Below are 13598 nucleotides of genomic sequence, written 5' to 3'. Positions count from 1 at the left end.
CAAAAATTGAAGGAATGATAATGCTAAAACGATTGAGCAGGGAAATAACAAATTCCAAATAACAACTCGATTTCTTAACATTTAGAACCCGATAACTGAATGTAAAAACACCTGCTGATTAAAATTCCGAATTTATACGTATAGCCGGGTGGTGCCATTTATAGAATTTTACAACATCAAAAGCAATTAACTTATGATAACGACAACTATGTTCAGGGAAGGAAAACAGCAGGAGTGGAGTGATAAAGGAGTTGATGTTGAAAAATTTTATGACGAAGCCGCTGTGTACGCTATGATAATGATGATGGTTAATAATGATGCAGAACAGTCGGCTATAAATGTCATTGACAGAGCAAAGTTCCTAATTTTAAATTCTAAGCATAATTAGCCCCCAACTATACTAATTACTGCAATACCTTCTCGGGAGCTGCCGGAGCAGGGCGGATATACAACCAAGGCCGCCTTCACCTTACCTGCCGGTTTGCTCCCGAAGGTATTATTAATTACTATTAAAAATTGTTGAAGTTATAATTCGTAGTTATTACTCTCCCGCTTCAGCAGACTTTGTAGTCACAATCGGGGCGAGGCAGTTTTCAGGTATGGCAAATGCATCAACCAATGGCACAGCATCCTGGCGTATTTCCCAACACAGCTGGCTTACCATTTTTCGTATAGCCTTGGTCTTTACACCTTCCATATAGCCTTGTTCAAGATACCAGTCCTTGTGCTTGTCAAGCTTATTTAGCGCAAAGAGATTGTAAAGGCGCGTTAAAACCTCTTTTAAGCCTTCGTCAATAGTCACATTTACCACAGCGGCAAACTGTTCCAGTATTACACGTTCAAGATAAGATTCAGATACCTGAAGCATATGCGGGTGCATTACGTTAGCCGCATCAAAAGCATCAAGTCCGTCATCAACCAGTTTTTTAAAGCGGCGGGCGGCTGAACTGAGAATATGCCTCTCTCTATATTGAAATGCCTGTAAATGAAACGATGGGTCTTTCAGGTGTGATTCATCGGTATTTCGGGTTGCAAAAGGGTTTTTTTCAGTAATGGCAGTTTTTGCCTGCCCCAGGACATAATTTATTATTGCTGATGCATTCATCTCGCCGAATTCTTTTCTGAATTCACCCAGTCGATTTTTAGCTGTAAGCTGCATCAGCACAGTATTGTCACCCTCAAAGGTGGTGTAAATTTCAGTATCGTTTTTCAGGTCGTCTATCCGGTTTTCGCTCAGGTAGCCTTTACCACCGCAGGCTTCACGGCATTCCTGCAAAGTATCACGTGTGTACCAAGTTGTGTAAGCTTTCATTCCGGCAGCAAGCGCTTCAATTTCCTGCATTTGCTCTTCTGTACGGTTTACAAAACGTTTGGTAAGATATTGCAAGGCAAAATGTAAAGCATAAGCATCAGCCAGGCGCGGTATGAGCCTTAACTGATGCATACGGTAATTAAGGATGGGCACTTCAATACCTTCACCCGGCCCGAACTGCCTGCGGTTATCTCCATATTTTATGGCAATTGCCAAACCTGTTTTAGCAGCTGACAGCGCCGAACGCGGAATGCCTATGCGCCCGCCAACCAATGTTCCGAGCATAGTGAAAAATCTTCGGTTATCGCTTGGTATAGGACTTTCAAATTCGCCTGCTTCATTTACAGAAGCAAATTTATCGAGCATATTCTCATAAGGAACAACTACATTTTCAAATGTAATAATACCGTTGTCAACGCCGTTTAGTCCCATTTTTTCACCGCAATCTTCAATAGTGACACCGGGCATCACATTCATGTTTTCATCCCGTATAGGTACTATAAATGCATTAACGCCATAGTCTTTACCGTCAATTACCAGTTTAGCAAAAACGGTCGCCATCTGCCCGTGATTAGCTGCATTGCCAATATATTCTTTGCGGTCGTATTTGGTAGGTGTATGTATGGTAAAAGTCCTATTGTCATGATTGTAGGTCGCAGTAGTTTGCAGGCCTTTCACGTTAGAGCCGTGATGTGTCTCTGTCATGGCAAAACAACCGGGCAATTCTAAATAACCTACGCTTCGGAGGTATTTTCGGTAATGCTTATCAGTGCCCAAAGAAAGGATGCTCATGCCCCATAGGCCGAACTGTACGCCAAATTTTATAACAAGGCTTAGGTCATGGTAGCTAAGTGTCTCCATTATAGCGAAGTAACCTTCAATGTCGTCTTTTCCGCCATCTTGTTTTGGGTAAGCATATGACCCGAGGCCTTCAGCTGCAAGAATTTTACTCCATTGCAGTACTTTCTCACGGTAGGCTTTAGTGTCAGTTTGTTTTACTGGTTTAAAATCCGGACTGCCTATAAGCTCTCTCACCTTATTAATGGTATAACCCTGATTGCCATCAAGAAGCGACGTCATTGCAGCTACATCAAAACTTTCAATCGTTTTATGAGTATGAGTGAAAGTATCAGATTTACGTTTTAAATCAGCTATAACCTCACGGCCATCTACGCCAAATCTTGCTTCAGTATCTGCAAAAAGCGGAATTAGTATTTTTAGCGTTTCCTCGTCAAGTGACTGCCGTTCGTGGTTTGCAATTAAAATGCCTAATTCCGTTAGGCTTGACGGGCTTTGCGAGTCCAGAATTTTATCTATCGCGCCTCTCCATTGAAATAGTTCTGAACGTCCGGGAGGTGTGTCATAGTTTATCTTCGACACCAGAAAATCTTTTTCAGCTTTTGTAAGCCACTCCTGGTTATGTATCAGGCTATTGATGAGCTTAAATTCATTGCGTGAAATTGTATTATCCTGCCAGGCTATATATATAAAAGGTATATAAAGAGATAACTTAGGATTGTTTGTGAATGTAATATCCATAAATAAGGTTTTGAATAAAAATAAGCAAAACCTTACATAACAATTTTAAATATTGTGTTAATTGTGTAAGCATCAGCATCTTTACATACAGGATAAATTTTTTAGCTTTAATTTAATATATTGTTTGATATTAATTACGAAAAATGTGAGTAATTTAGGGATAGTTAAACTTCGCTATTAAACCAACACTTTAACTGCCATGGAATACAATTATACACATACCGCAGAGCTTAATGCAAACAATACAGCCTCTTATTCAAAGGCTGTGGCACAATTTGAAAATGAGGCTAAAGTGCCGCAAGATCTTTCGTGCAACCAGTATCTTAAGAATCTTATTAAAACGAACCTGAAGCTTTTAAAACTGAATGAGCTCAGCGCTATAGTGCTGCTTTAAAATTTATTGCTATGGATAATACAAAGAAAAATACAGAAAACAGTGAGCTGGGTGATCCGTACGGACAAGATAACGGCAGCGGGAGGGAACAATTCCATACTGACAATACCGGCAGTGACAGCCTGAATGATGCACGCCCTGATACCGGTGATGAGGAAAGCAGCAGTGAAGATAAGTCTGACACTGACAAATATCTTGCGATGGAGCAGCCAGGCGTAACCTATACACAGGAAACAGACCCAACACTTAACAGCGACCAGCTTGATTTTACCAGCAGCGGAGGTGAGGATAAGTGGAATGAAGAAGGTGGTAACAGCGTGTTTTCTGATGCTTTTAACCAGGATGACTATATCCTGCATGATAATGTTGACCTTGATGAAGACCAAAACCAGTCAATATCAAGTGACGATGAAGACTTTGAAGAGACCAACGAACGTTATTAACATCCAGCGACTCTATACTTAGCTCCCGGTTATGAAAAATATCCGGGAGCTTTTCTTTTTCATTTTTGCTAATTTAGCGCATACCAATTTTATAAGTATGCAAAAATGGCTGGCACTACAATTATTCACAATCTCTTGCTTTGCGCAGTCGCATAAAATTGTAGTTGTGGATGGCGAAACGGGAATACCTATAGAAAAGTGTTTCATTGAAAGTGATAACGGCAAAGGCTTCTATACCGATGCAAAAGGCAAGATAACATTACCGAAAAATATTGATCAAATATCAATCGCACATCTGGGATATGAAAGCTGGTCCGGCACTTTAACCGACACTATATTCCTAAAGCCGGATATCATTTCCCTGGAAAACGTTTCTGTTGGGGTAAGGCAGAAAATAATGATTTTGCCGAAGCGTAGCCTGAATACCCTTTTACCACACAATGCCGGCACCGGCAATCATATACAGTTTGATACTGAGATGGGTGTTTACATACCTAATGAGGATATAACCAAGCAAAAGCTTTTAAAGAAGATTGTACTGCACCCGACAGGCTACAGGACACTTAGCCTTGATTCGGGAAAATTTACGACTTTTGACGAAGCAAAATTCAGCCCTTTTCAGGTGAACCTATGGACGGTAATGCCTGAAGTGGGAATACCGCAGGACAGTATATATAGTGAACCGTTAGAGGCAAGACTGGCGAAGGGCAAAGATTATGTTGTAATTGATTTGCCTGACGGCGGAATGATGATGCCTGAAGACGGTATATTCATAGTAATTTCTTCTTTCCCTAAAGAGTATTATATTTCTGAAAAAACTATAGTGCCTACTGCACCCGCATTTTACCGCATAGGGACAAGCAGTGACTGCAAGTTTAAAATGTATTCCAGAAATAAGTTTGAAGGTTTCTGGAAGCGTGATGACTGGTATTGGCAAAACAAAAGTGTTTATCTCGCAGGGTTTGAAGTTGAAATTATTCCCTGACTACCCTAACATTTTCGCAATTAACTCATAAGAATGCTTCCTATCATCAAAATCATTGGCCCAAGTGGCTATCATAATCTCATCAACGTTATAATCTTCTGCCAGTTTGCGTAGTTTCTTTTCAACAACATCAGGCGTGCCGGCAATAAACCTACCGCGATTGTACGCTATCCGTGCCCGTTGGTGCATGTCATAATTTATAGCCTTTATTTCTTCAAGTGATGGTATATCACCTGTAGCGCCCATTTCTATATGTAGCATACGGTAATCAAAATCGGCGATCCAGTCGGCCACCTTTTCTTCATCTTCACTACAAAAAGCAAAAATGCCAACATTCACTTTTGGCTCGGCCAGCCAGTCCGAAGCGTGAAACGCATCACGGTAAACAGCAACTGTTTCAGGACCGCCATTCGGATTTATAAAATGCGCAAATGATAGCGCCATGCCAAAATGTGCTGCAAATTGTGCACTGCCCCCGCTTGACGTGAGTATCCACATTTCTGGCAGAGTTTCCGGGATAGGATATGCTTTTACCTTGGCATGTACGGTATCAGGCGTGTCATCACCTTTCAGGAAAGCCTGAACTTCGAGCAGCTGGTTATAAAAATCTTTTTCGCTGAATGTGTTTGAAGGGTTGAGCAAATGTGCCGAAAGCCTGTCACCGCCCGGTGCACGGCCAATACCAAAATCTATACGGCCCGGATAAAGCGTAGATAGAAGGCCAAAGTTCTCACTCATCTTCAATGCGCTGTGATTAGGCAGCATAATTCCGCCTGATCCAACTCTTATTTGTGTTGACTTTGATGCAAGGTAGGGGATAAGTACTTCCGGCGCAGTACCAGCTACCAATTTAAAGTTGTGATGCTCGCTTACCCAGTAACGCTCAAAGCCCAGCTCATCGGCCAGCTGAACAAGCTTCCCTGAATTCTCTAATGCCTGTGCCGGCGTTTCATTCCGTCCAACCTGGCTTTGGTCAAGCACGCTTATTTTTATTTGTGACATTGTTATGTATCGTATATTTACAACACAAAGATACTTATAAATATATTCAAATATTTCGATTTTAACTATTGATGTCCTTTAGGTTATCGAGGGAGTCGAAATATCGATTAATCAACAAAAAATGAGAAAACAGAATATAGCAATAACCGTTGACGCAATTGTCTTCAGAGGCAGTAAAGAAAAGAGCGAGATACTTTTCATCAAGCGTAAAAATGACCCGTTTAAAGGCAATTGGGCATTGCCGGGCGGATTTGTAGATGAAGGTGAGAACCTGCCTGACGCTGCGGCGCGTGAACTTTTGGAAGAGACAGGTGTTGTGACAAACGCAATGGTACAGCTTGGTGCATTTGGTAAGCCGGGGCGAGACCCAAGAGGGCATACAATATCTATAGCTTATATTGCTTTTGTAGAAGAAAATACTGAAGCTCTTGGAGCTGATGATGCTGATGAAGCGAAATGGTTTTCGGTTAAAAAGCTGCCTGAAATGGCATTTGACCACGCAGAAATCGTAAATTTGGCCTTACAAAAAGTAATGCTATGAGATTTCATACCCGAAAATGGGTAAAGCCCGAAGACCTGAACCCGAACGGAACGTTGTTTGGCGGTAAATTACTCGCATGGATTGATGAGGAGGCCGCACTTTACAGTATCATTCAGCTGGAAAATCAGCGTATTGTTACCAAACACATGAGCGAGATAAACTTCATGGCATCGGCAAAGCAAGGCGATATCATTGAAATCGGGATTGATGTAGTACGCTTTGGGAAAACATCACTTACGCTGCGCAGTGAAGTGCGTAACAAAATGACCCAGGAAAAGATCATCACCGTTGATAATATAACAATGGTAAACCTTGACAGTTTCGGCCGCCCTTCAGCCCACGGAAAAACTAAAATTGAATATGTAAAAGACAGGATACTTAAGCCTTAGCTGTCCTGAAATATTTCCATTCAATATAAAATGTGCCTAGCGGCGGGATAGATGCGAGGCAGATGATAATGTACATTTTCCAGTCCCAGTTCAACTTGAACTTAAGATAGGTGGCATATATGATATAAATGGTAAAAAGCACTCCGTGAGCCATGCCTACAGGACGAATCATTTCAGGATTATCCCATATATACTTCAAAGGCATTGCAATAAAAAACAATATAATTGCGGAAATACCTTCAAGGGTTGCGATGAGTTTAAATAAGCGTATCATTTAATTGATTGAGATTTGCGCAAAGGTAAGCCTGCACATTCACTTTTGAAAGTTTCAGGCAATAAAAAAGCCGCAGGGTCACTGCGGCTTGTAAATCTTATTAAAGATATTAAAAAGCTAAAAGTGCTTTGTTATATTCTTTCAGGTCAAGTAAGTTGTTCTTGTTTTTAAGGTCTGAAAATAATGAAAGAAGGTATTCAAGGCTCTCAAGGTTATTCTCCGCAGATGTTTTGGCACCACCGCCTGTTAGCTCACTTTCCTCATCAATCGGCTCATCATCAGGAATCCCTATAAGGAATGCACCATTTTCTTCAAGGTGCTCATACGTAAGGCGTAATGCCTTGGTAAGCACCGGATTTTGTTCTTCAAGGGAATATTCGCGCAGTTTTTTAAGGTCAGCTATTAGTGTTTCAGCGTCAAAGCCTTTCTTAAAAAGGTCTGTCTGCATCTTGTTAATCAGTTTTTGCGCAGTAGGATTTTCCACAATATAAGAGTTTAGTTTTTTGAACTTGTTTTCAGGAATGCAAAAATAGAACTTATCTGTTTTTATCCCAACTTTTTTAAATTTAATTGCAGTATGATATTTCAATAGGTATCTTTGAGTTTATGAGTAAAAGAGACCTCAAAAAATTTCTTGCCGCTGCGCCCAAAGAAGAACTGGAAGAACAGTTGCTGGCACTGTATGAAAAATTCGGAGATGTAAAAGCTTATTATAACTTTATATTCAATCCAAAGGAAGATAAACTGGAGCAGGAGGCGAAACTGAAAATCAGCAATGAATATTTCCCCACAAAATCTAAGCGCGCAAAGCTTCGCCGGTCAACTGCTCAGAAATATATCAAGCAATTTTTGTTGCTGGGTGTTGACCCTTTCATAATTGCAGACATTATGCTTTATAATATTGAGACAGCCCAGAAATATACAGCAAAGCGGCAGATGCGGTATGCATCATTTTACATCAGCATTTTCAGCTCATATAGGCAGGCATCAGATTATATCATTTCAAATAACATGGATGCGCAGTTTAAGGCAAGGATGTGCGCTGTTTATGAGGCTGCCAAAGCCCAGCGTTGGGAAAACTGGAAAGATTTTGAACGGGTTTGGGATAATTTTGAGTAATTAAAAATCAAAAAGGCCCTGCTGTACATTTTCAACATGGTAGCCTGCTTTTAAATTGCCTATACGAAACTGGTTAACATAATTGTGCGCCAGCCGTGTTGGTTCAGGAATACGGTGCTTCAAAGTACAGTTTTTAATAATATCAATGCTGTCATTTGTTGATATTTTGTGCCCCGGCGAAATATACACAGGTTTAACTCCTGCTTTTGTGCGTAATGCAAAACCTTTAATGCCGTTTGGAGTAGTGATAGCGCTTTCGCTAAACCTTTCTAATCCCAAAGGGGCATAACCTCCGTAAAGCATGCTTTTGGCGCAGCCAATTGCAGGATGATTGGCCAACACTCCAAAATGGCAGGCAATACCGTACTCCCTGGGATGAACTATTCCGTTGCCGTCAAGCACCATTACATCAGGTTTTACAGGTATTTGCTCCCAGGCAGCCAATAGCGCAGGCACCTCGCGGAATGCCAGATATCCCGGCACGTAAGGAAATTTGGTTTCTGCTGTGACCAGCGAATAGGAGAGTACCTGCAACTGCGGATAGCTCAATACAACTATTCCTGCATAAACAGTATCAGAAAATTTATTGTGCGAGATATCACCGCCGGCAATTGTGGCTATGCTACCCGTTTCTGTCTGCAATGAAACTTTGTGCCTCAATTCATTTTGCAATGAGGTTGCTTCGGGTATGGATAAGCTGTCATAATTCAGCATAAATCAGGGTGTTGGCTAAAAATATATGACATCAATAACAATGCCCTGTTACATCTGTAAATGTTAATATTCCGCTTTATAAAAAATCAATGAAACAATTAAGATTTTCTAAACAGTAAAATCTATGTAAATACATATTTTTGGAAACTAATTACCCCTCTGATGGATCAATCTGTAGAAGACGACAGAAAAGAACTTTACGATTATCAAGCCAAAGATATTGATGCTATTTTTCAGCATTTTGAAGATAAGCCTGACAATTACCATTTGCTTTACCAGCTGCCGACAGGAGGTGGGAAGACTGTTATCTTTTCTGAAATAGCCCGAAGGTATATTGAGAAATATAACCGTAAGGTACTTGTGCTTACCCACAGGATTGAACTTAGCAAGCAAACATCAAAAATGTTAAAGACATTTGGTGTAAAAAACACAATCATTGACAGTAACGTAAAAGACCTGCCTTACCACAATGACTATTCATGCTACGTGGCCATGGTGGAAACCCTTAATAACAGGCTGAAGGATAAAAAGTTCCAGATGGATTATGTGGGGCTTGTAATTGTAGACGAAGCCCATTATAACTCTTTCAGGAAGCTGTTTACATACTTTAAGAATTCACAGTTTTTGGGAGTAACAGCGACACCATTAAGTTCTAATATAGACCTGCCAATGCATGAAACCTATGACGAACTCATTACGGGCGAACCCATTCAGTCGTTAATAGATAAAGGTTATCTTGCTAAGGCTGTTATGTATGGCTATGATGTAGAGCTTACTTCGCTTAAACTCGGTATTAACGGCGATTATACAGTAAGCTCGAGTGATGAATTGTATTCACGCGCAATGATGCAGGATTTACTTTTGCAATCATATGAGCAGCGCTCTAAGGGCAAAAAAACGCTTATCTTCAATAATGGTATCAACACCTCGCTATATGTTTATGAAACTTTCAGGGCGGCGGGTTACCCGATAAAACATCTTGATAACCGTACGCCTGAACAGGAGCGTAAGAAGATATTGAGTTGGTTTCATAAAACACCTGATGCTATCCTTACATCGGTTTCGATATTAACCACAGGTTTTGATGAGCCTACGGTTGAAACTATAATACTTAACCGGGCAACACGATCATTGACCCTTTATTTCCAGATGATAGGCCGGGGCTCGCGTAAACTTCCGGGCAAAGACACATTTACCGTTATAGACTTAGGTAATAACGCACAACGTTTCGGGCTGTGGAGCGACCCGGTTGACTGGCAGTATATTTTCCGTTCACCTGACTTCTTCCTTGAGGGGATAAGAGGTGATGCTGAAATTGAAAGCACTCATGTGTATGTAATGCCCGAAGAGCTAAGGGCTAAATTTGAAAAAACACTTGATGTAAGTTTTAATGTAGAGCAGGAGTATAACCTGGCAGCAGAGGAGGGGCTAAGGCCTAAATCAGTTATAGAAAAATCAATACGCCAGCATGCGTTCATGTGCATTGAAAACAGTGAAAGCATTAGCGAAGCCCAAAAATTAGCTAAAGAGTTAGGACCTGATATTGATTTTCGGGTAAAGCAGTACGCACGGCTGCTTGCAAAAACCACAAAAAATTATAAAGAGTGGCTTACTGAAGATTACAAGACGCGGCTAAACACGCTAATCCGTAAAATATTCAATAAGTACCAGGCTGATGAAGAAGATGAGCAGCCTATCGAGCTAAAAAAGCTTTAGTTGCCCGCCTTTATCAATAGGTGGCTTAGCTTGCCCAAAAATTGTACGTCCGCCATATAAGTATGATTCATCCCGTTCCTTTTGAACCAATGCATCAAAATTATCATTTGGGGTAAAATCTTTTTCGGCATTCCTGGCAATGTCATGCAGCTTCCTGATAGCGTCCTGCTTATCGGTATTACCAATTTTAGCACGACTAATGGCATTTTGAAGCGTATTAATTGTTTCATCAAAGACTTTTATCGGAACCGGGAATGGCGCACCGTCTTTACCGCCATGTGCAAATGAAAAACGTGCAGGATCATCAAAGCGGGTAGGGGTACCATAAATGACTTCACTTACTAGCGCCAGCGACTGCAGCGAACGCGGACCCATGCCTTTTAGCAGCAGAAGCTGTTCAAAGTCCTCCGGTTTATTTTCATGTGCTACCCAAAGCATTGCACCAAGGCGCTTCATGTTCACATCTTTCATCTTCACATCATGATGACCGGGCATACTCAGATGATTAATTTCTTTGATGATACGCTGCGGGTCTTCATTGGCAATTATCAAAGATTTTTCACGCGTTGATGCTGCCGCAGATGAAGTAAGGTTCAGGATTTTGCCTTGATTCTCGCCATAAATGAATGTATGTGGCTCATTAACGAATGATTGCAAATTCTCGGAGTGCCAGTGATAGCGCCTGGCTGTTTGTGTATGATTATTCAGCCCTTGCTGCACCACACACCATTCTCCTGTAACCGTCACTATAAAATTATGCTGGTATAGCTGGAAGCCATCCTGTATAGCAGTATTGTCAACTTTAGCGGTAAGCCTGCTGAAATGTGCCAGGTCGTTACCATTCAATCCTGTACGCTCACCAATTTCAAGCAGTTCGTTAGGAGTTTGTAATGAATGTTTTCCCTTGCCGCCTGTTATGTATATTCCCAATTCCTTTGAATGCGGATTAACTGAACGTTTCAGAGCGCCAAGAACAGATGTCGTGATTCCTGACGAATGCAAATCCATACCCATTACTGCGCCGAAACTCTGAAACCAGAATGGGTTAGCTAGTTTTGCTATAACCTCGGCTGTAGAAAATTCCATTGCAATCGTTTCTACAATTGCAAGCCCAAGCTTCGCCATACGGTCAGCCAGCCAGGGCGGAACACGGCCGCCATGCAATGGGAGGTCGGCAGAGCCGGATCTTTTCATAGGTTGAGGGAAATAGTTTCTACAAAAATACATTTGAAAACACAGTAAGTGATGCTTTCAAACAAATTTAACAGAAAATAGTCTTACTCTCCGCAAGTTCCGCTTAAGCAAAGCACATTGGCGCCAAGGTCTTTTTCCTTTATGCGTTCCAGTTTTTGATTGTGGATTGTAACCAGTATTTCTAATGAACCTGTGCCAACAGTTCCGCTCAGGATATGCCCCCCATATGCCATAAAATCAGGGCCGGTAACAGTACCGTGTGCATGTATTGAAGGTTTTCCATCCTGCCAGGCAATTGAGCCAACCATATTGGCCAGCTCAACATCATTAAAGGTTTTAGGATTGTATTTTTTTGTTTTAAAATCAAAAAAGCCGAAAGTCATATTTACAAATCCCATACCTGTAAAGTTGGCCGACATAATATTTTCTTTAACTGCAAGATTCTCAATCTCTTTCAGTATATCATCATTTTGGCGCAGCACCATAAGGTAACCTGCCGAAACCTTTATGTATCGTGGCACTTCAGGTTTTATCTTTTGTGCATTACATGCGATTATCGTAAAAAAAGTAAATAAAATTGTAAAGCTAAATGAGTTCATATTCAGGTATTTATTTCAAAAATACCGAATGTAGAAACGTGTTTCGCCTAAGTTTTTGTTAATACTTATACCAGGTTATTGAGCTGCGCATACTGCAGGAGTATTATCGTTTTTGCATCATTAATTTCACCTGACTTAATCATTTGTACAGCCTCAGTAAAATTAAGTTCCAGCACTTCAATATTTTCCTGTTCCTTATCCAGGCCTCCGCCAATTCCGGTCTTCATATTTTCAGAATATGCTGCTACAAAAAAAGTAATAGTTTCTGTAACAGAACCCGGTGACATATAAACCTGCATAATCTTTTCTACATCAGATATTGTATATCCGGTTTCTTCTTCAGTTTCACGGCGAATGCACTCTTCAGGATCATTGTCATCAATAACGCCCGCACAAGCCTCAATCATCAATCCGTCAGCATTTCCGTTAAACCATGTTGGCAGCCTGAATTGCCTCGTCAAAATCACAGTTTGTTTTTGCTTATTGTATAATAAAATTACAGCGCCATTGCCACGATTGTAAACTTCGCGTTCCTTAACCTGGATATTACCATTAGGCAATATATATTCGTATTTTACTTTTTCGAGAATTCCCCAATTATCAGATAATAATTTCTTATCGAGGATTTTGACAGGATGATCCATTATGATAGTTATAGTATTTACCTTACAACGGCTATTTTAATCAAATGTTGTGATTAATTACCAAACATAATAATTTTAGAATGACATATAATGTATATTATGTAAAATAAAATATATTAGAAGAATGGCTGTATATCTACAGCCATCAATATTATTTAATTTTAAGTGGTATCTCCCAGTACTCCCAACTAAGCGTTACGTTATCTTTATTTACAGCGTATACAAGGCTTTCTGCAATTGTTTTAGATTTTTTAGGCTTTACAGTAACACGCAATTGGTCGTTTGCCATGTCATATTTGTTAGCACCTATTGCTGGGTCTTTACCAAAAATTACTGTAGCATTATCTTTTTCCGGAATTACATAAAAAGCATATTTTCCTGCAGGAAGTTCTTTTCCTTCAACCATTATCTTTTTATCCGTTTCAAAAGTTGTCGGCGCATTCGCACCCGCACGCCAAACTTTTCCATAAGGCACGAGTTCGCCCCAGATTGTCCTGCCTTTTACCGAAGGGCTGCTGTAATTGATAGTGATATTTGCGCCGTTTATTTTTCCTGTTGCAGTCGCAGCCGGGCTTAATGGTTTCTTGTCCTGTGCATGAGCCGACATAGTAACTATTGCAATTAATGCCAGGCTTAGTTTCTTGAATACTTTCATGGTTTCTTTTTAAATTTTAAAATTTGCAATGTAAATTTAGTGACAAACGTCCTTTTGCTATTACCTACATTAACAAAT

17 protein-coding genes are annotated in these 13598 nt (G+C 40.5%); 8 read left to right on the top strand and 9 right to left on the bottom strand.

Annotated features, from left to right (window positions below):
* Window positions 1-193 precede the first annotated feature (193 nt).
* The gene (locus tag LRS05_RS10395; protein WP_257868270.1) at window positions 194-388 is read left to right on the top strand and encodes a hypothetical protein; all 195 of its coding nucleotides are present in this window, start codon (window positions 194-196) and stop codon (window positions 386-388) included.
* 153 nt (window positions 389-541) lie between these two features.
* Here the strand turns inward: LRS05_RS10395 and LRS05_RS10390 are convergent, their stop codons facing one another.
* Window positions 542-2851, bottom strand: coding sequence for an acyl-CoA dehydrogenase (locus LRS05_RS10390; protein ID WP_257868269.1), 2310 nt, complete (start codon window positions 2849-2851; stop codon window positions 542-544).
* A gap of 199 nt (window positions 2852-3050) precedes the next feature.
* Here LRS05_RS10390 and LRS05_RS10385 point away from each other — a divergent pair, with 199 nt between their 5' ends.
* The 3 genes from LRS05_RS10385 to LRS05_RS10375 all read left to right on the top strand — a co-directional run bounded on the left by LRS05_RS10385 (window position 3051) and on the right by LRS05_RS10375 (window position 4673).
* On the top strand, window positions 3051-3245 hold the full coding sequence (locus LRS05_RS10385) for a hypothetical protein (RefSeq protein WP_257868268.1): 195 nt from the start codon (window positions 3051-3053) through the stop codon (window positions 3243-3245).
* 11 nt (window positions 3246-3256) lie between these two features.
* The gene (locus LRS05_RS10380) at window positions 3257-3688 is read left to right on the top strand and encodes a hypothetical protein (RefSeq protein WP_257868267.1); all 432 of its coding nucleotides are present in this window, start codon (window positions 3257-3259) and stop codon (window positions 3686-3688) included.
* 97 nt (window positions 3689-3785) lie between these two features.
* Complete coding sequence (locus LRS05_RS10375; RefSeq protein WP_257868266.1) at window positions 3786-4673, top strand: hypothetical protein; 888 nt, start codon at window positions 3786-3788, stop codon at window positions 4671-4673.
* On the opposite strand, the gene LRS05_RS10370 is transcribed toward LRS05_RS10375, so the two are convergent.
* Window positions 4674-5675 carry an LLM class flavin-dependent oxidoreductase gene (locus LRS05_RS10370; RefSeq protein WP_257868265.1) on the bottom strand — a complete coding sequence of 334 codons (1002 nt, stop codon included), beginning with the start codon at window positions 5673-5675 and terminating at the stop codon, window positions 4674-4676. It abuts the gene before it with no gap.
* Window positions 5676-5796: 121 nt separating this feature from the next.
* Here LRS05_RS10370 and LRS05_RS10365 point away from each other — a divergent pair, with 121 nt between their 5' ends.
* Window positions 5797-6216: an NUDIX hydrolase gene (locus tag LRS05_RS10365; RefSeq protein ID WP_257868264.1), complete on the top strand. Its 420-nt coding sequence runs from the start codon at window positions 5797-5799 to the stop codon at window positions 6214-6216.
* Window positions 6213-6605, top strand: a complete 393-nt coding sequence (locus LRS05_RS10360) for an acyl-CoA thioesterase (RefSeq protein WP_257868263.1) — start codon at window positions 6213-6215, stop codon at window positions 6603-6605. Before LRS05_RS10365 ends, LRS05_RS10360 begins: the two co-directional genes overlap by 4 nt.
* Here the strand turns inward: LRS05_RS10360 and LRS05_RS10355 are convergent.
* Together LRS05_RS10355 and LRS05_RS10350 are read right to left on the bottom strand one after the other, a co-directional pair.
* Window positions 6595-6879, bottom strand: coding sequence for a DUF3817 domain-containing protein (locus tag LRS05_RS10355; protein ID WP_257868262.1), 285 nt, complete (start codon window positions 6877-6879; stop codon window positions 6595-6597). The genes LRS05_RS10360 and LRS05_RS10355 overlap by 11 nt on opposite strands.
* Before the next feature lie 109 nt (window positions 6880-6988).
* Complete coding sequence (locus LRS05_RS10350; protein WP_257868261.1) at window positions 6989-7363, bottom strand: hypothetical protein; 375 nt, start codon at window positions 7361-7363, stop codon at window positions 6989-6991.
* A 122-nt stretch (window positions 7364-7485) separates the two neighbouring features.
* Between LRS05_RS10350 and LRS05_RS10345 the strand changes: the two genes are divergently transcribed.
* On the top strand, window positions 7486-7998 hold the full coding sequence (locus tag LRS05_RS10345; RefSeq protein WP_257868260.1) for a DUF6155 family protein: 513 nt from the start codon (window positions 7486-7488) through the stop codon (window positions 7996-7998).
* Here LRS05_RS10345 and LRS05_RS10340 read toward each other — a convergent pair whose 3' ends face one another.
* Window positions 7999-8712: an endonuclease V gene (locus LRS05_RS10340; protein WP_257868259.1), complete on the bottom strand. Its 714-nt coding sequence runs from the start codon at window positions 8710-8712 to the stop codon at window positions 7999-8001.
* Window positions 8713-8874: 162 nt separating this feature from the next.
* Here LRS05_RS10340 and LRS05_RS10335 point away from each other — a divergent pair, with 162 nt between their 5' ends.
* Window positions 8875-10428: a DEAD/DEAH box helicase gene (locus LRS05_RS10335; RefSeq protein WP_257868258.1), complete on the top strand. Its 1554-nt coding sequence runs from the start codon at window positions 8875-8877 to the stop codon at window positions 10426-10428.
* Here the strand turns inward: LRS05_RS10335 and LRS05_RS10330 are convergent.
* From LRS05_RS10330 to LRS05_RS10315, 4 genes are all read right to left on the bottom strand, one after another.
* Window positions 10414-11622 (bottom strand): DUF763 domain-containing protein, encoded by a 1209-nt coding sequence (locus tag LRS05_RS10330; protein WP_257868257.1) that lies wholly within the window; start codon window positions 11620-11622, stop codon window positions 10414-10416. The two genes, LRS05_RS10335 and LRS05_RS10330, sit on opposite strands and share 15 nt — an antisense overlap.
* Window positions 11623-11705: 83 nt before the next feature.
* Window positions 11706-12221 carry a PPC domain-containing DNA-binding protein gene (locus LRS05_RS10325; RefSeq protein WP_257868256.1) on the bottom strand — a complete coding sequence of 172 codons (516 nt, stop codon included), beginning with the start codon at window positions 12219-12221 and terminating at the stop codon, window positions 11706-11708.
* A 65-nt stretch (window positions 12222-12286) separates the two neighbouring features.
* A complete protein-coding gene (gene nudK, locus LRS05_RS10320) occupies window positions 12287-12865 on the bottom strand; it encodes a GDP-mannose pyrophosphatase NudK (RefSeq protein WP_257868255.1) in 579 nt (192 codons plus the stop codon).
* 151 nt (window positions 12866-13016) lie between these two features.
* Window positions 13017-13520: a DUF2911 domain-containing protein gene (locus LRS05_RS10315; protein WP_257868254.1), complete on the bottom strand. Its 504-nt coding sequence runs from the start codon at window positions 13518-13520 to the stop codon at window positions 13017-13019.
* Between the last annotated feature and the right edge of the window lie 78 nt (window positions 13521-13598).

Source organism: Flavobacterium sp. J372 (assembly GCF_024699965.1).
Taxonomy (GTDB): domain Bacteria; phylum Bacteroidota; class Bacteroidia; order Flavobacteriales; family Flavobacteriaceae; genus Flavobacterium.
This window is presented reverse-complemented; position numbering and strand designations above follow the sequence as displayed.

What these genes read in the sequence shown, in the direction of transcription:
- LRS05_RS10385 (WP_257868268.1), top strand. Translation starts at nt 3,051, where the DNA reads ATGGAATACAATTATACACATACCGCAGAGCTTAATGCAAACAATACA.
- LRS05_RS10395 (WP_257868270.1), top strand. Translation starts at nt 194, where the DNA reads ATGATAACGACAACTATGTTCAGGGAAGGAAAACAGCAGGAGTGGAGT.
- LRS05_RS10390 (WP_257868269.1), bottom strand. Translation starts at nt 2,851, where the DNA reads ATGGATATTACATTCACAAACAATCCTAAGTTATCTCTTTATATACCT.
- nudK (WP_257868255.1), bottom strand. Translation starts at nt 12,865, where the DNA reads ATGGATCATCCTGTCAAAATCCTCGATAAGAAATTATTATCTGATAAT.
- LRS05_RS10345 (WP_257868260.1), top strand. Translation starts at nt 7,486, where the DNA reads ATGAGTAAAAGAGACCTCAAAAAATTTCTTGCCGCTGCGCCCAAAGAA.
- LRS05_RS10380 (WP_257868267.1), top strand. Translation starts at nt 3,257, where the DNA reads ATGGATAATACAAAGAAAAATACAGAAAACAGTGAGCTGGGTGATCCG.
- LRS05_RS10335 (WP_257868258.1), top strand. Translation starts at nt 8,875, where the DNA reads ATGGATCAATCTGTAGAAGACGACAGAAAAGAACTTTACGATTATCAA.
- LRS05_RS10325 (WP_257868256.1), bottom strand. Translation starts at nt 12,221, where the DNA reads ATGAACTCATTTAGCTTTACAATTTTATTTACTTTTTTTACGATAATC.
- LRS05_RS10360 (WP_257868263.1), top strand. Translation starts at nt 6,213, where the DNA reads ATGAGATTTCATACCCGAAAATGGGTAAAGCCCGAAGACCTGAACCCG.
- LRS05_RS10340 (WP_257868259.1), bottom strand. Translation starts at nt 8,712, where the DNA reads ATGCTGAATTATGACAGCTTATCCATACCCGAAGCAACCTCATTGCAA.
- LRS05_RS10375 (WP_257868266.1), top strand. Translation starts at nt 3,786, where the DNA reads ATGCAAAAATGGCTGGCACTACAATTATTCACAATCTCTTGCTTTGCG.
- LRS05_RS10370 (WP_257868265.1), bottom strand. Translation starts at nt 5,675, where the DNA reads ATGTCACAAATAAAAATAAGCGTGCTTGACCAAAGCCAGGTTGGACGG.
- LRS05_RS10365 (WP_257868264.1), top strand. Translation starts at nt 5,797, where the DNA reads ATGAGAAAACAGAATATAGCAATAACCGTTGACGCAATTGTCTTCAGA.
- LRS05_RS10330 (WP_257868257.1), bottom strand. Translation starts at nt 11,622, where the DNA reads ATGAAAAGATCCGGCTCTGCCGACCTCCCATTGCATGGCGGCCGTGTT.
- LRS05_RS10355 (WP_257868262.1), bottom strand. Translation starts at nt 6,879, where the DNA reads ATGATACGCTTATTTAAACTCATCGCAACCCTTGAAGGTATTTCCGCA.
- LRS05_RS10315 (WP_257868254.1), bottom strand. Translation starts at nt 13,520, where the DNA reads ATGAAAGTATTCAAGAAACTAAGCCTGGCATTAATTGCAATAGTTACT.